This window comes from Actinomyces glycerinitolerans (assembly GCF_900098745.1).
GTDB lineage: Bacteria > Actinomycetota > Actinomycetes > Actinomycetales > Actinomycetaceae > Actinomyces > Actinomyces glycerinitolerans.
The window spans coordinates 186,415-206,108 of the sequence record NZ_FQTT01000010.1; the positions used below are offsets into that span (position 1 = coordinate 186,415).

At 62.0% G+C, this 19,694-nt stretch carries 13 protein-coding genes and 1 pseudogene; 6 read left to right on the forward strand and 8 right to left on the reverse strand.

From position 1 onward, the window contains the following. Nucleotides 1–295: 295 nt before the first annotated feature. Both ACGLYG10_RS07390 and ACGLYG10_RS07395 read right to left on the reverse strand, forming a co-directional pair. The gene (locus ACGLYG10_RS07390) at nucleotides 296–1,840 is read right to left on the reverse strand and encodes an MFS transporter (protein WP_073329880.1); all 1,545 of its coding nucleotides are present in this window, start codon (nucleotides 1,838–1,840) and stop codon (nucleotides 296–298) included. Between the two features lie 119 nt (nucleotides 1,841–1,959). Continuing rightward, nucleotides 1,960–4,374, reverse strand: a complete 2,415-nt coding sequence (locus tag ACGLYG10_RS07395) for a glycoside hydrolase family 31 protein (protein WP_073329883.1) — start codon at nucleotides 4,372–4,374, stop codon at nucleotides 1,960–1,962. A 680-nt stretch (nucleotides 4,375–5,054) separates the two neighbouring features. On the opposite strand from ACGLYG10_RS07395, the gene uidA reads away from it, so the two are divergent. The 3 genes from uidA (at nucleotide 5,055) to uxaC (ending at nucleotide 9,596) form a co-directional block, all read left to right on the forward strand. Further along, the gene (uidA, locus tag ACGLYG10_RS07400; protein WP_073329886.1) at nucleotides 5,055–6,872 is read left to right on the forward strand and encodes a beta-glucuronidase; all 1,818 of its coding nucleotides are present in this window, start codon (nucleotides 5,055–5,057) and stop codon (nucleotides 6,870–6,872) included. A 69-nt stretch (nucleotides 6,873–6,941) separates the two neighbouring features. Next, a complete protein-coding gene (locus ACGLYG10_RS07405) occupies nucleotides 6,942–8,054 on the forward strand; it encodes a LacI family DNA-binding transcriptional regulator (protein WP_083565730.1) in 1,113 nt (370 codons plus the stop codon). 111 nt (nucleotides 8,055–8,165) lie between these two features. Next, the gene (uxaC, locus tag ACGLYG10_RS07410) at nucleotides 8,166–9,596 is read left to right on the forward strand and encodes a glucuronate isomerase (RefSeq protein WP_073329888.1); all 1,431 of its coding nucleotides are present in this window, start codon (nucleotides 8,166–8,168) and stop codon (nucleotides 9,594–9,596) included. Nucleotides 9,597–10,134: 538 nt separating this feature from the next. Here uxaC and ACGLYG10_RS07415 read toward each other — a convergent pair. Beyond that, on the reverse strand, nucleotides 10,135–10,485 hold the full coding sequence (locus ACGLYG10_RS07415; RefSeq protein ID WP_139240899.1) for a hypothetical protein: 351 nt from the start codon (nucleotides 10,483–10,485) through the stop codon (nucleotides 10,135–10,137). 308 nt (nucleotides 10,486–10,793) lie between these two features. On the opposite strand from ACGLYG10_RS07415, the gene ACGLYG10_RS07420 reads away from it, so the two are divergent. Both ACGLYG10_RS07420 and ACGLYG10_RS07425 read left to right on the forward strand, forming a co-directional pair. Continuing rightward, a complete protein-coding gene (locus ACGLYG10_RS07420; RefSeq protein ID WP_244542615.1) occupies nucleotides 10,794–12,164 on the forward strand; it encodes a hypothetical protein in 1,371 nt (456 codons plus the stop codon). A 131-nt stretch (nucleotides 12,165–12,295) separates the two neighbouring features. Beyond that, the gene (locus ACGLYG10_RS07425) at nucleotides 12,296–12,700 is read left to right on the forward strand and encodes a hypothetical protein (RefSeq protein WP_244542616.1); all 405 of its coding nucleotides are present in this window, start codon (nucleotides 12,296–12,298) and stop codon (nucleotides 12,698–12,700) included. A 286-nt stretch (nucleotides 12,701–12,986) separates the two neighbouring features. Here the strand turns inward: ACGLYG10_RS07425 and ACGLYG10_RS07430 are convergent, their stop codons facing one another. The 5 genes and pseudogenes from ACGLYG10_RS07430 to ACGLYG10_RS07445 all read right to left on the reverse strand — a co-directional run bounded on the left by ACGLYG10_RS07430 (nucleotide 12,987) and on the right by ACGLYG10_RS07445 (nucleotide 17,204). After that, a complete protein-coding gene (locus ACGLYG10_RS07430) occupies nucleotides 12,987–13,874 on the reverse strand; it encodes a substrate-binding domain-containing protein (RefSeq protein WP_244542617.1) in 888 nt (295 codons plus the stop codon). A 36-nt stretch (nucleotides 13,875–13,910) separates the two neighbouring features. Continuing rightward, nucleotides 13,911–14,054 (reverse strand): annotated as a pseudogene (locus ACGLYG10_RS16980) (LacI family DNA-binding transcriptional regulator); the annotation flags it as partial. Between the two features lie 51 nt (nucleotides 14,055–14,105). Further along, entirely contained in the window at nucleotides 14,106–14,942 is an 837-nt protein-coding gene (locus ACGLYG10_RS07435) for a carbohydrate ABC transporter permease (RefSeq protein ID WP_073329894.1), read from the reverse strand. A 5-nt stretch (nucleotides 14,943–14,947) separates the two neighbouring features. Further along, the gene (locus ACGLYG10_RS07440; RefSeq protein ID WP_073329897.1) at nucleotides 14,948–15,811 is read right to left on the reverse strand and encodes a carbohydrate ABC transporter permease; all 864 of its coding nucleotides are present in this window, start codon (nucleotides 15,809–15,811) and stop codon (nucleotides 14,948–14,950) included. A gap of 118 nt (nucleotides 15,812–15,929) precedes the next feature. After that, nucleotides 15,930–17,204 (reverse strand): ABC transporter substrate-binding protein, encoded by a 1,275-nt coding sequence (locus ACGLYG10_RS07445; protein WP_083565791.1) that lies wholly within the window; start codon nucleotides 17,202–17,204, stop codon nucleotides 15,930–15,932. A 328-nt stretch (nucleotides 17,205–17,532) separates the two neighbouring features. Between ACGLYG10_RS07445 and ACGLYG10_RS07450 the strand changes: the two genes are divergently transcribed. Beyond that, on the forward strand, nucleotides 17,533–19,683 hold the full coding sequence (locus ACGLYG10_RS07450; protein WP_083565733.1) for an alpha-galactosidase: 2,151 nt from the start codon (nucleotides 17,533–17,535) through the stop codon (nucleotides 19,681–19,683). The last annotated feature ends 11 nt before the right edge of the window (nucleotides 19,684–19,694 follow it).

The window sequence follows — 19,694 nt, forward strand, 5'->3', positions numbered from 1 at the left end:
TGCGTTGTGACTGGGCTGCTGCTCAGCACCGCAGCTTTGCAGCATGGCGAGTATGCCGGACGACACCCCACAGGTTCTCCTCCGAGCGCCCGACACACCCGAAGTTGCCAGGAGTTGTCGCCCCGAGAGCGGCATCAACTGGCGTGCCGAGGTGATCGGTGCTACGCATCCAGCCCCTGTGGGCACCCCGCAGGTCCCCAAGACCACCCAACCGCCGACAACCGTAACGAAGCCGGCAGATGAGTGGTCCTGTCAAGCCAGAGACTCGGGGCAAGCGCCAGGCTTCGGAGACTACCTACTCTTCTGCACGGTTTGCACTGGCACGTGCACCGTAATTGTCCCAAACTCGGATGCTGTCGTAGTCGACTCCACTGAGCTCTTTCACCACCTTCTTCGTCTCATCAGTCGCATCAGCAGGAGACCCTCCGGACTTAAGGCGGTCAATCTCATCGACAATAATCTGGTGAGTCTCACGGGTGAGCTTAAACGTCAGCGCCGTCCCGAAGGCGATGAGGATCAGGGCCGCAACACCCAACGAAAGGATCGTAACGATCATGTTCTGGGCGGACGCAATCTGCGCGGTCTGGCCCTCAACATATCCCGAAGCATCCAAAAGTACGCCGACAATCATTGTTGCTAACGCAACCGTCGACTTGCGTACGAACGTCATCACGGCCGCAAATACGCCGGCGCGCTTGTGCCCCGTAACCATCTCGTCAACGTCCGGGATGAACGGGAAGACGTTCCAAGGAACAAATACATACATCGGGCGCCCAATTTGATAAATGACACCTATGATGATAAGCCACGTGGTGGTATTCGAAGGACTCGTCGTCGACAGCAGCCACCAGCCCGCCGAACTCGCTAACACGATTGTGAACGCAATGGACCACAGCTGACGAGCCGTGATCTTGGTGAACAGATAACCGCAGAACATCGTGACGAAGATACCCAAGAAGCTCAGGGAGGAAATGTTAGCCGCTACGGACGAGTCGCGACCGAGTACGGACACGACATAATACACGAATACGGCGCTCCACGTATCCATTGAGGTAAACGAAAACAGGTAGATAACCAGCTGTTTGCGGAAGCTCTTGATGCGCAGTGTGGACAAGTAATCCTTCATCGCGGCCACAAGGCTGAACTTCTCCTGCCCCTCATCAAGCAATGCGGCCTCGTCGGCATCTACGAAGTGCTCCCAGGTCGTTCCCCAAGAAATGGCAATACATACCGCGAAAACCATGGCGAAGATGAACCCATTCACAAGGTATGGAGTCGCCGAGTTCTCGCCCAAGAGCCTGAACAGCTGGCCAGGGACGAATGTCGCCAGGAACGTCGCGAGTCCGGACATGACCAGCCGTGCCGACGACAGCTTCGTTCGTTCAACATAATCAGTCGTCATTTCAGTAGGAAGCGTCTCCCAAGGTATCAGGACCATTGCGACCACAATCTCAAAGAGCAGGTAGGTGGTCAGATAGTACCAGTAACCCATGCCGTCAACCCACAGCGCGGCAAAGACGAAGATAGCGGGAATGCCAATCAACAGGAAAAAGTGGCGCCTTCCGAATCTCTGCCCGATGCGCGTGCGGTACAACTGGTCGGTTATATTCCCCATGACCAGGCTCGTAACTGCGTCAACCAGCTTAGCAATCGCCAGGATAGATGCTCCCTGCGTCGCCGACAACCCGGCGTATGTCGTATAAAAGAACAGCAGCCAGGCGCCCACAATCGCCACCGCGCCGCCACCCATCAGGTCGGTGACACCGAAGCCAATTGCGCGACCAAGCCCGATCTTACCTCGAGGCGTATAAATGCGACTGTTTCGATATTTCTCATTCATTGTAGTTCCTCATTATCGAAGACACACGGCACATAAATCATGCACATAGGGCGCACGTCACCCGAGCATTGCAATTAGCACATTACAAGTGCGGGCGGCGTGCGTCTCCTAGTGCGGTGTCAGTCAGACACCACCCGTACCGGAACCTCGCCCACCAGCTGCACATGCAGCTGGCGCATGTCTCCCTTGGGCAGACACACGCGAAGCTCCTCCCACTCAGGCTTGTAAGAGCCTTCAAAGGTAAGTGTCAGCTCCACCGCCTTCTCGGTAGCCACCTGCGTCCAGTACAGCTTCAGCCAGTCGCCCTCAAGATACGCATTTGTCTTGCCGTCGTCCTCATAGAACGAGCCTTCGGCCCGGTCGCCGACAACAGGAGGGAACAAATACAGGGTGCGCTCATCGTCCTTCGCCTGTGCAGACTGCTCAAGAATACCGCCCGCTGGAATCGCCGAACCGGCACGTACCAGCACAGGGAGGCGGTCAAGCGGCGCATCCAAGATGACATGAGTCCGCGTTGCGCGATAGTGCTCACCGGTATATGGGTCGTACCATCCACCGGCGACCTGAGGTAGATATACCTCGCGCTGCCGCTGACCAGGCTCCGTCACTGCGGCCACGAGTAGTTCATGACCAAGCAGGAAGTCGTCGGTGTCTTTCCACAGCTCCGGGTCGCTCTCGTCGAGCGTGAAGGTGGGATGAAGAATCGGCTCGTAGTTCTCGGTCGCTTCATGCAGTAGGTTATACATGAATGGCGCCATGCGGGTGCGCAAATTGATCGTTTCCCGAACCGAGTCGAGCGTCTCCAGGTGGGTCCATGGCTCGTTGACCGTTTGATCGTCATGCCACGAGTTAAATAGAAAACGTGGACTTGTGATCGCATGTTCGATCCAACGTGTCAACAGCTCGGCGTCCGGGGCCGGTCCGGCGAACCCACCAACATCGTGACCAGTGTTATACATACCCGACAGAGTCATGCTCAAGCCTTGTCGAATATTACCCTTGATCGTCTGCCACGAAGTGTAATTGTCGCCCGACCAGGTCTGCGCATAACGCTGGATGCCAGGCCCACCGGAACGAACGACGGAGAACTGACGGCGCTCTGGATCGAACTCCGACTGCGCATCCAGTGACGCACGGATCATCAGCATTGACTGCACCGGCCGCATCAGGCCCACGGGCAGAGGATCGCCGAAACCGTCGCATATGGCGTTCTCGTCCCAGACTTCAAACTCGTTGTTGTCGTTCCAGGCAACGTCAATGCCGTATTCCAGTAGCTGTTCCTTGACCTGCTTCTTCCACCACTCAACGGCCTTAGGGTTAGTGAAATCCAGATGCGACCCCTGTTCATCCCAGAAAGCACTTACCTCGGGACCGCCCGTGCGAGCGTCCTTGATGAAGAGCCCGAGCTCCTTCATCTCTTCGTACATTGGGTGGTCAATGAGGAAGCAGGGCTTGATGTTCGCGGTGAAATTCATGCCCGCATCGTGGAACGCCTTGATCGTGGCAGCCGGGTCCGGGAACTTGTCACGGTTCCAATGGAAGTAGTAACGCTTGCCGTCAATTGAGGTGTAGCCACTTCCCATTTGGAAGGACCCACACGGGATGCGGTACTTCTTCACCAGATCAATGAACTTCAAAAGTTGGTCGGACGCGTCAGGCGCGTCCGGATAGGTCATTGTAGACTGGGAATAGTTCAAGGTCCACTTCGGCGGGAATTGAGGACGCCCCGTCAACCGCACGAAGGCCCGCGTCACATCTTCTACGGCATCACCGAACATGAGGTAGTAGTCGATGTCGCCATCATCGGCACGCCAAGTGCGGAAACGTTTGTGATAATTGTCCTTCGTCTTTCCCAAGTCGTACGACCCGTGCGCAAGGTTGTCGTAGTACACCCCAAAGCTTCCATTCATTGTCTTCGTGATCGTGAATGGCGTGTGCTTGTAGAGTGGATCTGTCAGCGCCGAGTCATACCCCATGGCATCCTGGCATGAAAGCTCATAGCGGCCGTTCATCCGGTTGAGCGGCCCAGTCTTGTCACCCAGCCCAAATATCGGATTCGACTCATCCATATACTGGAAGTGCGCCACATCGGTACGGTAAGGAAAGGCGCTTTCGCGCCCTTCAACGGCGTCGGACCCAAGGTAGTAGGCTCCGGTCGCCCGGTCGCTGACTAACGTGTGCCAACCGTCCTCCCGCTTCCATGCGGCCTCAATACGAAACGGAGCGGTCTTCACTTCCAGGCGTATCCGACCTGATTCGATGGAGGCGGAACCGTCTTCGTTTGCCACGGCAACGACATCGGGGTGGGGAAAGCCGGAAGTGTCCGCGCGGTCTCTACCCTCCCACGGAACGTCATCATCTCCACCGACGACGGTCCACGTGCGGTCTAGGCGACTTTTCCCATCACGGCGGATCCACACTCGAACTAGGTCAACATCCAATACTTCAATGTCGATCGAGTGCCGGCCATCAAGTGTGCCGCTCAACCCGGAGTCGGTCGCCTCGCAACTGGTCAGTTCATTCAGCAACTGCATTGGTGCTGGATCTCCTTCTTCTGCGATCACCGCACGGAGCACCACTTGGCTCCGCGCATATTGGTATGTAGATGAGCTCGTAACCAGGTGTGAGTGTGGTCCGGAGCAATCGCGCCGCTGTTCGCGCAGCAGCGTCGCGCGCGATGGGCACGTTCACCGGACACCCTCAACACACCACAAGATGTGTTCAAGCTCACATCTAGTGTCCCTCGACCGTAAAGGCGGGCGTAACGATTGCCAGTAATTGCCAGTTCATAACAACCACCCGTCCACACGACAAGGCACACCCGGTGCGGCGACGATGTTTGAACTCCGACGGTCCCGTCTCGCGTGAGTCCACAGGGCATACGCAAGTAGCGGTCCTGGAGCCGGGAGCCCGATCGCCGGGCGCGGCATCTGCGACGCGGAGCGAGCGTATGCGACCGCATCGGAAGTGTCCAAAGCACGTGGGACGGTGCTGGGCCCCGCTAAGGACGCGGGCGGGGGCTGTTGGCCGCTGCGCTGTCCACTCGGTCACTCCCGCGACCATCCCTTTCGGCAACAAACGGCAACTCGCCGTCATCAAGGAGCCCGTGTTGTGAGATGTTGCTGTTGGCCACCGTTGTCCACCGGGCCTGCGCGGCTTGTTCGCCGCGCCTAGGTGGTGATACGGGTAGGCGCAGACCGGTAAAGGAGCCTCCATGCTGTCCGTACGCGCTTCCTCGTCACGTACCGTCACCAGCCTAGATGGCGTGTGGCGCTTCCAGCTCGACCCGGAGGACCGTGGTCAGGCCGAGCGTTGGTTCGCCACACCCCTGCCCGCACCGCGCCCCATGCCGGTGCCCGCCTCCTACAACGACATCACCATCGCCCCCGAGGTCCACGACCACGTGGGTCCTGCATGGTACGAGCGCGAGGCCGTCGCCCCGCACAATCTGGGCGAGGACCGACTGGTTCTACGTTTCGGCTCCGTGACCCATGAGGCGCGCGTGTGGGTCGACGGCGTCGAGGTTGCCCAGCACACGGGCGGTTACCTTCCTTTCGAGGCCGACATCACCGACCATGTGACGGCTGGGCGCGACTTCCGCATCACCGTGCGCGTGGACAATCGACTGTCCTGGCAGTCCATCCCCGTTGGCTTCCTCGCGGAGGACGCCCAGGGACGCACCGTGCAGCGTTACTTCCACGACTTCTTCAACTACGCGGGCATCCACCGCTCGGTCGTGCTTTATACCCGGCCGTGGATCGCCGTCACCGACGTCACCATCGTCACCGACTACGCCACCGGCCCCGAGGGCACCGCCGGACGCGTCACCTACACCGTTGAGGCGGAGGGCGCCGAGCACGTCCACGTCGTCGTCAAGGATGCCGCCGGTGCGGAGGTCGCCCATGCCGAAGGCGCCGCCGGGACGCTCACCATCGACAACGTAAACCTATGGCAGCCCGGTTCCGGCTACCTGTACACGCTGGAGGTGCACGCCCGCGGCTCCGCGGACGGCGGCGCGAGTGAGGACGTCTACCCGCAGCGCTTCGGCGTGCGCACCGTGACGGTGCGCGACTCGCAGTTCCTCATCAACGGGGAGCCGTTCTACTTCCGCGGCTACGGCCGCCACGAGGACAACCTGGTACGGGGCAAGGGACACGATCCCGCGCTCATGGTCCATGACTTCGAGCTGATGGAGTGGCAGGGCGCGAACTCCTTCCGCACCTCCCACTACCCCTACGCCGAGGAGGTCATGGACTACGCCGATGAACGCGGCTTCGTGGTGATCGACGAAACGGCGGCGGTCGGGCTGAACACGGCCATCATCGGCGGCTTCTTCGGGGGCGATCCGATTCCCTTGTTCAGCGAGGACCACGTGAACGCACATACGCAGGCGGCTCACGCCGACCACATCCGCGAGTTGATCGCCCGAGACAAGAATCACCCGTGCGTAGTGCTGTGGTCGCTGGCCAACGAGCCGGAGAGCAACACCGAAGCCTCATTGCGATACTTCGAGCCTCTGGCCGCCGCAGCCCGGGAAGCGGACCCGACCCGACCGGTCGGCTATGTCAATGTGATGATGGGACAGCCCGCCCAGGAGCGGGTGGTTGACCTGTTCGACGTGGTCATGCTCAACCGTTACTACGGCTGGTACGTGAACAACGGCGACCTGCCGGCCGCCGAGGCGGGACTGCGAGCGGAGATCGACGCCTGGATCGAGCGGGCACCGGGCAAGCCGATCCTGTTCACCGAGTACGGGGCCGACACGCTGTCCGGTATGCGGGATCTGCTGCGCCGCCCGTGGTCCGAGGAGTTTCAGGTGGACCTGCTGGCCATGTACCACCGCGTCTTCGACGCCTACCCGCAGATCGTGGGTGAGCAGATGTGGAATTTCGCCGACTTCCAGACCGGGACCGGCACCACCCGAGTCGGCGGCAACAAGAAGGGCATGTTCACCCGGTCGCGCGAGCCCAAGCAGAATGCCTTCGTGGTGCGAGACCGTTGGCTGGGCAAGCGGCGCAGCCACGAGTGTTGACCCGCTCACTCGCTTCGGACTCCCGGCCGCGACAACGCGGCACCGCCCGCCACTCGGAAAGGAGCACGCTTGCCAACCACAGTCTCGGACGACGACACCACCGCCTTAGCCGACGTCGACAATGCCTCGACGCGTCCACAGGGCGCAGAGGAGCGCGGGCGCGACAAGCCCATCACGATCTACGACATCGCCGCCGCGGCCGGGGTTGCGCCATCGACCGTGTCCCGCGCGCTGACCCGCCCCGGCCGGGTGTCCACCGAGACCGCCGACCGCATCTACGTCGTCGCCGAACAGTTGGGCTACAAGCGCACTCGGCCCCGCCGTCCCGCCGACTCCGCGGAGGAAACCTATGTGATCGCGCTGGCGATCGCCGACGTCGGCAACCCCTTCTTCAGCCGCGTCATGATCGGCCTGCAGGAGTCGGCGCGCACCAACGGTTACACGGTGCTGCTGGTCGATTCCCGGGAGAACGCCGCCCAGGAGCGGGCCGCCATCGGGAAGGTACTGCACCTGATCGACGGGATCGTCCTGGCCTCCTCCCGCATGAGCAACTCGGCGATCCAACAGTTCAACCGGGCCGTGCCCGTGGTGTCGCTGAACCGGCAGGTTCCCGGCGTCACCTCGATCCTGTCGGACTCCGTACAGGGGATGCGCGCCGTCGTTGAGCACCTGGCCGCCCACGGGCATAGCGAGCTGACCTACCTGGCGGGGCCGCCGGACTCATGGTCCAACGGCACTCGCTGGGAGGGGCTGACCCGCGCCTGTCATGCCCTCGGCCTGCGCCCGCGCCGGATCGGGCCCTTCTCCCCCACCATCGGCGGTGGACTGCACGCCTTGGAGACGTGGGGCCGCCACCCGACCAGTGCCGTTGTCGGCTACAACGACCTCCTGGCGATCGGCTTCATGAAGGCGGCGGTCGCTCGCGGCCTGCGCGTGCCCGAGGATGTATCGATCATCGGCGTGGACAACGTGGACCTGTCCGCCCTGACCAACCCGGGGCTCACCTCCCTGGCGGCCGGGTCGCGGCGGCTGGGCATGCGGGCGGCGACGGCGATCGTCGGGCACCTGCGCCACCGGTCCCAGCCGCAGCCGGCGGTCACCATGCTGGAGATGTCCCTGCAGGAGCGGGAGAGCGTCGGGCCGGCGCCCGTGGCGCCACCCGTCCTGCCGCCCGTCACCTGAGCCCGGCCTCCCCCGCCCGACGACGGCGCCCCCTTGCGGGAGCAGCCCGTAACCGACATCGTCGTCGGCCGCCATGCCCCAGTATCAGCACCAGTTACCAAGGAGACCACCGTGTCCGCCCCAGTCCAGCCACTGACCCTTAACCCCGACCGGCTGCTGCCCGCCGACCCGGCCACCCGCGCGGTGGCCCGCGAACTCCTGGCGGAGGTGGCCGACGCGCCGATCATCTCCCCGCACGGGCACGTCCCACCCGAGTGGCTGGCCCAGGACGTCTCCTTCGCCGACCCCACCAGCCTGTTGCTCACTCCGGACCACTACACCAACCGTTTGCTGCACTCCCTGGGCGGGGTGGAACTGGAGCAACTGGGTGTCCCGGTGGGCAGCGAATTGAGCCCGGAGAGGTCACGGGCGGCATTCCGGCTGCTGTGCGAGCACTGGCACCTGCTGGCCGGTACCCCGGTACAGACCTGGTTCACCGAGGTCTTCCACGACGTGTTCGGAGTGCGGGTTCGACCGTCGGCCGCCACCGCGGACGCGATCTACGACCAGATCGACGCCGCCCTGCGCACGGAGCCGTTCACGGCGCGGGCACTGTACGAGCGTTTCAACATCGCGGTGCTGGCGACGACGGACGATCCGTGCTCGGACTTGGCCGCCCACCGCGCCCTGGCCGCCGACCCGGATTGGAACGGCCGGGTGATCCCGACGTTCCGCCCCGACGCCTATCTGGAGCCGGCCCGGCCCGGCTGGCGGGAGTTGACCGAGGCGCTGGGGCAGGCGGCCGATCAGGAGGTTTCCACCTATGCCGGGCACGTCGAGGCGATGCGGCGCCGACGGGCCTTCTTCAAGGCCTGTGGCGCGGTCTCCTCGGATCACTCGCATGCGGATGCGGGCACACAGCGGCTGGAGGACGCGGAGGCGGAGGTGCTGTACGCGCGCGCCCTGGCGGGACGGATCGACGCCGCCGACGCCACCCGGCTGCGGCGCCACATGGTGAACGACCAGGCCCGGCTGGCGGCGGACGACGGGTTGGTGATGACGCTGCACCCGGCCGTGTACCGCAATCACGACACCGGGGCACTGTCCCGGTACGGTGCTGACGTGGGCGGGGACATTCCCACCTCGGTGGAGTTCACGCGTGCCCTACAGCCACTGTTGGACGCCTACGGCAACGCCGACGGCTTCCACCTGATCCCCTTCACCATGGACGAGACGGTCTACTCCCGCGAACTGGCGCCACTGGCCGGCTGGTACCGGGCCGTGTACGTGGGGGTGCCGTGGTGGTTCATCGACGAGCCGGATGCGATCACGCGCTTCCGGGAGGCGACGACGGGTTCGGCGACCTTCTACAAGACCTCCGGCTTCATCGACGACACCCGGGCCTTCTGCTCGATTCCGGCGCGCCACGGCATCGCGCGCCGCTGCGACGCGGGCTTCCTGGCACGACTGGTGGTCGAGCACCGGCTGAGTATGGATGAGGCGGCTGCCGTGGCCCACGATCTGGTGGACGCGATCCCCCGCCGTGCCTTCAAACTGGACTGAGGCGGCGACTCGGTCCCAACAGACGCGGGGCAGCCGGCATGAGCCGTTTGGGAGATGGCGCTTCACAAGCCGAGACAGCGTCCCACAGCTTGCGGAGCGACCACCCGCTGGTAGGCCCACCCCAGTATGCGCGGTTGGCGAGCCGTGTGCGCCTTGTGCGCGGCACCCGGTGCCGCTGCCATGCGTCGCCAAGGGCCACGACCCTCGATCCGGTGCCCGCATAACTCCGACAACTCGAACGAATCGCCGTCGGCCACCAACACCGCCAGCCCGAGGACGTCCCGGGTTCGCCCAAGACGTCCTCGTCGGCCCGAAAACGACCTCCCACGCCCGAGAACGACCACCTCATCGCAGCACTCCGCCCCTAAGCTAAGCACCACACCCACCGATCCGAATAACCGCTTTAACTCGAGCGTCGACCTTGCTTCTAAATAAGACCGCTTCAGGGGCAAGACATGGATCGGCGATTTCATCCGCAACCGCAGCGGGCGCGTATCAAGCCGTAGCGGGCCCCCAAGCGCCCGCGCGTCGCAGCGCCTCAGGCTCCGTACTGCCGTGGCGGGACGGCATCGGCGGCGGCGCGAGCGGCCCGCTTCTGACGACGGCCGACGACGATCCCGCCAATGCCCACCCCGATGCCGACGATGGCGATCCCCAGGCCCGCGCGGCGCACCGGCAGCGCCGATCGATCGTATTCGAGGATGGCGTTGAAGTCCTCGACGCTTATGGGGCACTCCTCGCCGTCGACCTCGAATGTGTAGCCCGACAACGGATCATCAGGCCCAGCACAGCTGATGTCCGGCTCCGGGCCGACGTGCTCGACAAAGATCATGGCCACGCCGACTACGAACAGGACTACGGCAGCGATGTACATGTATTTACTCTTCATAATATCCACCCTAGGGTGGATAGAGTCTACGGGCCAGTTGCCGGACCACACTCCAGGTGTGACCTTTTAGATACGCGGCCGCGTCGGCCGCACCAGCGTCCACATAACGGTCTTGACAAGGAAAGGCCGCAGGCGTACGTTCTCGCCGTCGGCCGCCCCTGGGAGAGCGCCTCGGAGTCATGCTGCTGCACCCATATTTCGCCTTCAGGAAGAGCGCAATCGATGTCTGATGGGTTATTCACATCGTCGCGGGCGACCTGGAGATGCTGGCCGCCCGGCTCGGCTCGCTGGACGGCGACGTACGAAGCGTGGATCCCGACGGCGTGGCCGAAGCCTCGGACTCGCTCAGGACAATGGGCACGCGCCTGTCATCTCTACACGAAGATGCCGAGTTGGCACTGGGCCAGGTGGCCTCGCGGTCTTCGGGCGTCAACGCCATGCGCGCGGCGCTGCGCTCGAGCATCGCCGAACACAGCGAGCTTATCGCGCGGGTCGGCTCGCTCCAGACCGCCACCGCCACCGCCTGCGACGGGCTGGTCGAGGTTCGTCGTCAGGTCTTGGCGTGCCAGGACTACGCCGACGCCAATCCCTATTTGTCCTTGGCCGATGACGGAACTGTCACCGCGATCCTCCCCACGACGAGCAACATGTCCGCCGCTACGGCAGCAACCACGACCGGCGGCTCCGCCGGTGGGACGACGGCAGATGCGAAACTCATCCAGTCCCAGGCCGATGAACTGGCCGGAATGGTGGCAGCCACCGTCACCCTGGCCAACCAGGTCGACACCGACTACGCCCAGGCACTCAATTCAGCCACGCCGAATCCGCAACCAGGACCATCACCTAAGCCCGACCCCAATCCAAATCCGCGTTCTAACCCGTCCCAGGTCGGAGGAGACACCGCCACCCGGAGTTCCCGCTCCGGACGTGTGGTACCCAGGGGCAGCGTGCCGAGCGGGAAGGGAAACTCAGACGGCAACGCCAGTAAAACAGGCCTGGGCGATCCGGTACCCGGCGAACACGCCGACATGCCGGGTGTAGACCCATGGCAGTATCCGGGCGACACTCCGGACGAGGGATCTGGCCCGCACGGACAACGCGACGCCACCCTGCGAGATCACCTAGTACACGAGGGGGCAACGCTTGCCGCACGTGCACTCGAGGATACATGGCCAGACGCCGCAGCGAATCTCAACCACTTCCTGGACAACACCGGAACGCCGCAAAACATCAACGTTGACGGCATGCTAAACGACTTGTCCAGCTTGGACGAAGGTTCACAGACTGAGGTCACTCGCGCGGTCAACGCTGCGGTAGACGACTATAAAGCCTCCGGGGCGACCGGTCCGATGACCTACCCTTTCAACACCGATTGGACGTCTGGCTACGCTCAACAAAGCGAGAGCGAGAACTGGTTTTATGCGACGGGTGGCTACCAGTACTGCACAGAAGGCACCGTAACCGTATACCCGCCAACCGACTCCAACTCAGACTACACTTACTCTTACGACTACCGGGTACACGTGGCCGATCGGTACAACTGGGACCGCAATAAGGACACACCGATAGGTCCCGCGAATATAACCGATGCCGAAATGCAGAAGCTGCATCAGGCGGGCCTGGCTCAGGAGTACAATCTGGTCGGTAAATCATCAGTGCAGCACGGGACCGGACCATGACCAATAGACTAGTTTTACCTCCCATACTGGCAAGCCTGTTAGCCGGCGCACTAGTTCTATCTGCATGCAGTGGTTCCACAGTCACACGCGGTGCCACGCCCACCCAATCTACTGCTACCCAGGAGGCCACCGTGACAGTAACCCAGCAGGAGGGCTCCCCCTACCCGGCGGATATTGAGCACCTGGACGACATCCTGTCCGTCGGCCAAGGACACGAGCTTCCTGAGAACGCCGAAGTACTCTCGGTCTCCCCAGCCGTGAACTTCGCCGAAAACTACCCCGGAGGCTGGGGCTACATCATCGCCTTCACCGCCGAGGATCAAGCCATACGTGACTACGTTTCAAACCAGACGAGCTACTCTGGCAAGCACATAGACGTTGGCGCAAATGCTAGACAGAATGCAGACGGTTTAGAGGACGTCGATCTGAGTTCAATTTCAGATCCTTGGAATTGGGGTTTTGCTGGCGACGCGGTATTGCTGCTCGAACGTCCCCTGGGGCGCGGTTGGCTGATTATCCGCGGCGCGCCCCGCTGACCCCGCGTGCGTTGGCCAGCGATTCTTCCTTGTCACGGACACTGGATGTATTGAGCCCGCGACACGACGGCCCAGCTGAGGTGCCCTCTTCCTTGCCTGTTCTCTTACGCATCTACCACTATCTGAGCGCCGTTGACGTTGTCCGAAAGCAAGTGGGTGATACAGGGGATCCTCGCCTCACGCGCGACGATCCCCATACAACAATTTCAGGCATACAACGGGCACGCGGAGGACTCCGACCTGTGTCGGCCACGAGCACCACGGTGATTCACACCGCTCGCCGGCATCACGCACCGGCGGCCCGGACGAGTCCCCGGTGCGGATGAGGCGCCGCCGTCGACTCACCCCGAATAAACTCCGAGGCGATGGTTATGGGCTCGGGCGGAGTTGAGGCCATGCCTGATCGATCCAGAAGGCGCAGGAGAAGCTCGACCGCGGTCCTGCCCGCGGTAGTAAAGTCTTGACGCAGCGTAGTCAGGGTCGGAGTCATTACCCCGGCCAGTGGAATCCCATCGAATCCGGTCACCGAGACATCCCCGGGAACGGAGAGCCCCGCGTCGCGAATAGCTCGGATCGCTCCAAGGGCGAGCTCGTCATTGGGGCAGACCAGCGCGGTCACCAATTCGCCATACTCCTCCAACAGTTGTTTACAGGCCCGGTAGCCCGAGCTGGGCTCCCACGAGCCACAACGCACCAGGGGGTAGATAGGCAGGCGGGCGTCACGCAGTGCGTCAAAAACCCCGATGGATCTACGCTCAGGAGGATCGTTATTGGGTTGCGCAACGACAAAGATGGATGTGTGCCCCAGTTCGATCAGATGTCTCGCAACCTCATACGCACCCCCGTACTCATCCAAAGCCACGTACGGCCTGCCGGAGGACTCCCCGGACTGGGGAGGCCCAACATCGATCACCGGAAGGTACTCAGGGATCCGCGGAATCACGCTGTGCGCAAGTGCGTCGTAATCGATGACCACGACGCCGGCCGGCTGGTGGGAGGCGACCGATGCCACGGCCTGCTCCACGGGGTCGTCGTCGTCACGATCCAGCACGCAGATCAGGGATGACATCCCCGCCTTACGGGCGCGCTGAGCAACACCGCTGATCGTCTGCGCATAGCCGTAGGGCAACGTGTCGGAGGTGACAATCGCTAGCGTCTCGGGACGTCCCGACACGAGTTGTCGTGCCGCGGAGTTCCCGAAGTAACCTAGTTCACGAATGACCGTCTCAACGCGGGTACGCGTTCGCTCGCTAACCTTAGGCGAACCGCTCAGGACGCGAGATACAGTCACCGTCGAGACGCCCGCCCTGTGCGCAACATCGGCGATCGTCGGCCGCCTTGGAGTGGGGTTCACAGCGGTAGGATAACCGCGTCAACGATCATTGGGCGCTCCCGCGGCCTAGTATCACCCCTTGACCGCTCCGCTCATCATGCCCGCCATGAAGAACCGCTGTAGGAACAGGAATACAAGAGCGACGGGAAGGACTGCGATGACAGACGCCGCCATGAGGCCTCCCCAATCTATCGAGTTCGCCCCCTTGAACAGCATGATCGCAGGGGTGATCGTGCGGTAGCGGTCTTGCGAGATAAAGATGTAGCCGAACATGAACTCGTTCCAGGCGTTGATGAACGCATATAGACCGACTGAGATAATGCTGGGGCGCATTATCGGTAGGATCACTCGGCGCAACGCCTGCACCTTTCCACACCCGTCTATCTCCGCAGCCTCCTCCAACGAGATCGGGATCGAGTCGAAAGCACTGGAAAGCATGAACGTGCACATAGGTATCACGAAGGTGGTGTACGCAAGAATCAGCGACACAGGGGACTCGAGCAGCCCCAGGTTCCTCATGGTAATGTACAACGGTACAAGTAACAGGACGCCGGGAATCATCTGCGAGACCAGCATGAAGAAATTGGTGTTCCGCACAGAACGTCTCCGAAAGAACCTGCTGAAGACGTAGCCAGCGAATGTCGCGACAACCAGCGCCAACAGGCACGCGACGGCCGACACGAACAGGCTGTTGCGAATGTATTGCACAAAACCATGGTCGAACAGAACGCTGCGGAAGTTATCCAGCGTTGGACGATCGATTGTCAGACGCGGCACGCGGACGCGAATCTCTTCGCGCGGCTTCAGCGCCGACAGCATCATCCACACGAAGGGGAACACGCTGTATAAGGCCAGAGCCGCCAACAAGACGTAGGAAATTAGATCACCGAGGAGTCGTCGCTTCTTCATGACAGTCAGCCCACAATCTCCTCACTGAGGTTGCGACGCAACCTATAATAAACGACGAATATGACACTAGTCCCCAACAGCATGACGGTAGAGAGCGCCGAGGCCATTCCGACGTTGAAGTCCTGCATTGAATAACGATATATAAGCAGCGGGAGGGTCATCGTTGCATAGTTGGGTCCACCCTGCGTCATCACCCAGATGAAGTCGAAGTTCACCGCGGTCCATATTAAGTGCATGAATACGATGATCAGCGAAGGGGACCGCAATTGAGGGAATGTCACCGACCAGAACGATCTCCACGCCGATGCCCCGTCGATTTGCGCGGCCTCCTTGAGCTCCGGGGGGATCGCCTGGAGCGCGGCGAGGAACGTAATAGTGTAGTAAGGGAAACTCCGCCAGATATTGACGAAGACTACGGTCGGCATTGCCCAGCTCGGACTGCCGAGGAAGTTCACCGGAGAGTCGCATATACCCACTCGAACTAGAAGTGAGTTGATTATTCCGAAGTCAGGATTCAGCATCCATTCCCATGTCATCCCGGCCACGATAATTGGCACCAGCCACGGAATGAAGGTGAGCATCCTGAATATACCTCGCCCTTTGAGCCGCCGATTGAGGAGTACCGCGGAGCCCAGACCCAGCATGTACTCACCCAGGACGGAGCCGACCGTCCAGATCACTGAGTTCTTGAGCGCCCCCGTGAAGTGGGGATCCGCGAAGACGTCCGAGTAATTGCGAGTTCCGGCGAATCCGGAGACCGAGGGGTTGACGAGGTTTGAGTAGGAGAATCCATCGATGAGGACCTTCACGAGCGGATACCCGATGAGTACGGCCAGGAAGATCCAGGCCGGCAGGAGTGCGGCGACCACGAATCTACTGTCTGCTCTTCTCCGGGGACCTCTGCGCACTCCCGCCTCGCGTTGAGACATGTGTGTCATCCTTCGCGCCCCTTGCGAAGGCGGTTTCCTGCGGTCATGTGCCGGAGCCCTAAGCGGGAGCGTCACCGGACCGCTCCAATGAAGCGTTGATCTCTTGCGACAGCCAGGTCGCGGTCTCCCGGGAGGACTTCCCCTCCTGGAGCACCATGGCCAGTGCGTCGATCATGTTCTGCGTCACTCCGGACAGGGTGATCGGTGGATAGGTGACGCCGGTGTCGAGGAGTGCTGAGAAGTCCCTGCTCCATTTCGTGTCGGTGGATACACCAGACAGGGCCGATCGGTCGGGAAATGCTGCCGTCTGCCACTCGGTGGAAGCGAACGCCTGCGCCAGCTGCGTCGCACCGTCGAGTACCTTCGATGTTGCCATGACCATCAGCGGTTTCGCCTCGATATAAGTCGCGGGCCGGCCATCCGCGGGATATGGAATCGGATGGACCGATACATCTTTCATCGTGTCAGGATTGGACGACTCGCGCTCGGCAAGCCAGTTCCCGGTAACGTACGTGGCGTTCAAGCCAGTGGCGAAGTTCTCGTCGGTCTCCTCCCAACCGTAGGTGGCCGAGTTGGGGGAGGCGGCGCCGGTTTCGATCAAGGAGGCGTAGAAGTCGAATACCTTGGCGGCCCGGTCCAGCTCGTCGGAGTCGTCGGACCACGTGTTGCGGTATCCGCCGCCCTCCTGCTCCACAGCAACGGCTAGATCGTACTGCGCAAGGTATACAAGGAGTTCCTGGGGCGCGCGCACACCGGTTCCCGCCACCCCGTAGAAGGAGGATCCGGTGGCCTGCTCGACGCTCTTGCCAGTTCCCAGGACCGCATCCCACGTCTCGGGGACCGCGACCCCCGCCTGCGTCAGCAGATCGTCGTGAACGAGATAGGCGCGGGCCGTGGTTTCGTAGGGGAAGCCGATGATCTTGCCGTCAACCGTCATGGCGGATTTGACCGCCTCGCTGACCTTGTCCCCATCCGCCCAGGCGTCCCAGGCAGCTGTGAGGTCAGCAAGGATTCCGAGCTTTTGGAATTCGCCGACATACTCGGGAAGCCCCCACACGACATCTGGAAGGTTATTACCCGCGGCCGAGGCGATAAGCTTCTCGTGCAGCATATCGTAGGTGAAGTTCGTCTGATTGACCTTGAAGCCGCTCGACTCTTCAAACTTCTTGATCTGTTCCTGACTCGCCGTCGCTGTATCGGCACCCTCGGTCCAAGCGGTCCACAGCTCGATGGTCTTCGTGCCGCTTCCTGCCCCCCTGTCGCCGCAGGCGGCCAAAAGGATGGGAGCTATCGCTGTACCACCAGCCAGCTTCAGAACGGTCCTTCGCTTCATGGGAACCTCCAAGCGCTCGTCATTGAACAACTGATTGCGCCTCGAGCAGCCTCGCCCGTGGCGTGTGGCGAGCGGAGTGGCCCCGTCGCCACCGAGTGATGAACGTTCATCATTTATAGCGCAGCTTACGCTGACAGTCAACCAGCTAGCGCACCGCGCGCTCCGAGGAGGCTCCACGCCTCGGCGGAGATGGCGGGCGCTCACCGTCCACCACTGGCCGACGGCACGCTTGCATCTCAAGGTCGCGCAAGGGAAGATTAATACGTTTATCATTCACGCCGCCTCTCCGCTCGGAAGCGGCGACGCCATTCACCAAGGAGGTTGAGAGATGGCACAGTTCTCCTGGGGGGAACCCCCTGCTGAGCTCTTCTTCGATTATGGAGCCGACCGTCCGGTCCGCGTCAGCAGTTCACCTGTACTTCATGCGGAGGAAAGACTCGCGCCCCAAGCCATGGTCGAGATCCTCGCGGTCGGGGAGGGGCGGGCTCTGACGAGCACCCGTTCGCATCGGGGGGCATTGTCGGAACGTTTGCGGTTCGTCTCCAGGCACGAACTCGAGTATGAGTCGCGAGAGGCTGCTGGAGATACTCCCGGAGCGGGTCGGGAGCACGTGAAGGCCCGTACCCTGGAGATCGTTCAGCAAGACCCTCTGTCGGGCGCCGTCGTCACCACCACATTCACGCGCTACGACAGCCTCGCCGCATGGCGCGTCAGCACCAAGATCCGGAATGACGGCGATCGCCCCATCTCGCTGCAGATGATCTCCTCCATTGCACTAGACGGATTGACCGGATTCCTGGGCCCTGCACACACGACCGAGGTCTGGACGGCACGCAGCGAGTGGTGCGGGGAGAGCCGTTGGGCCGCAACCCCCCTCCAGGGCACGGCCTCGCTGGTTGACATTCATTCCCACCTGCACGGCCAGTCTCACAGAGGCACATATGCGCTGCAAGGCAGCTCGACGTGGTCCTCCGGGGACTACGTCCCGGTCGCGGCTCTGACCAACACCGACACGCGCCGCAGCGTCGTATGGCAGCTGGAGGTGAACGGTCCCTGGCGCTGGGAGATCAACCCGCAGCTCGAACGCGCCGACTGGATCACCCTCGTACTTCAGGGCCCGGACGATCTTCATCACTCCTGGATGAAAGTACTCGCGGCGGGAGAGGAATTCGAAACCATACCGGTCTCGTTGGCGTTCAGCGATGATGGCCTCGACGCCGCAGTGGGTGAGCTCACGCGTCATCGCCGCGCATCGCATCTGCCAACTTCCGCCGACATCCACCGCCCTCTCGTTTTCAACGACTATATGAACGCACTGATGGGCGACCCGACGACGGATAAACTGCTGCCTCTCGTCGATGCGGCCGCCAACGCGGGTGCGCAGTACTTCTGCATAGACGCCGGGTGGTACGACGACGACGGCTACTGGTGGGACTCGGTCGGCGAATGGTTCCCGTCTACCAAGCGCTTCGGGAAGGAGGGCTTAACCGGCGTTCTGGACTACATTCGCGGTCAGGGGCTCAAACCTGGACTCTGGATTGAGCCCGAGGTGATCGGTGTGAGGTCCGCGCTCGCACGCACCCTCCCGGAGGACGCGTTCATGCATCGGGGTGGCAGACGCATCGTTGAGCACGGGCGCCATCTAATCGACTTCCGCTCCAAAAACGCGCAGGATCACTTGGCACGGACCTTCGATCGGCTGATCAACGACTACGGAGTCTCCTACTTCAAGTGGGATTACAACGTGACTCCGGGTAGCGGGCCGGATACCAAGTCGAGCAGTCCGGGAGAGGCACTGCTGGACCACGCCCGCGCGCACCTGGCCTGGTTCGAGGAACTGCGCCGGGAGCATCCGGGAGTGATATTCGAGGCCTGCTCGTCGGGGGCGCAGCGTATGGATCAGGCGATCCTTGCACGCTACGACCTTCAGTCGACCAGTGACCAGCAGGACTACCGGCTCTACCCCACGATCGCTGCCGCCGCACCCATGGCCATGATTCCCGAACAAGCTGGAAACTGGGCCTATCCCCAACCCGGCATGACACTGGAGCAGGTGGCCTTCACCATGGTGACGGGACTTTCGGGCAGGCTCTACCTGTCAGGAAGGCTTGATCAACTCAGCGCCGACCAGACAGCTCTCGTGCATGAGGCGACGGCACTATACCCAAGCGTTATAGCCCACCAGTCGGTATCGGTTCCTCGCTGGCCTATTGGACTGCCGGAATGGAACGCGCCCGTCGTGGTCCTCGCCACCGATTCCGGCGCCGAGATCCTGTTGTACGTATGGAAGCGACACTCAACCATCGCCGGCACCACCATCCCTCTGCCGCAGCACATAGGTGAGTCACTCGACCCGCAAGTCATCTACCCGACGACACTGGAGCCTTGGCGGGTCACATGGCTTCCGCGGGTAGGTTGTTTAGACATCGACTTCGAGTCGGCCGGAGAAAGCGCGCGAGTCATCCGCCTACATAAGTGACTCGGAAAAGC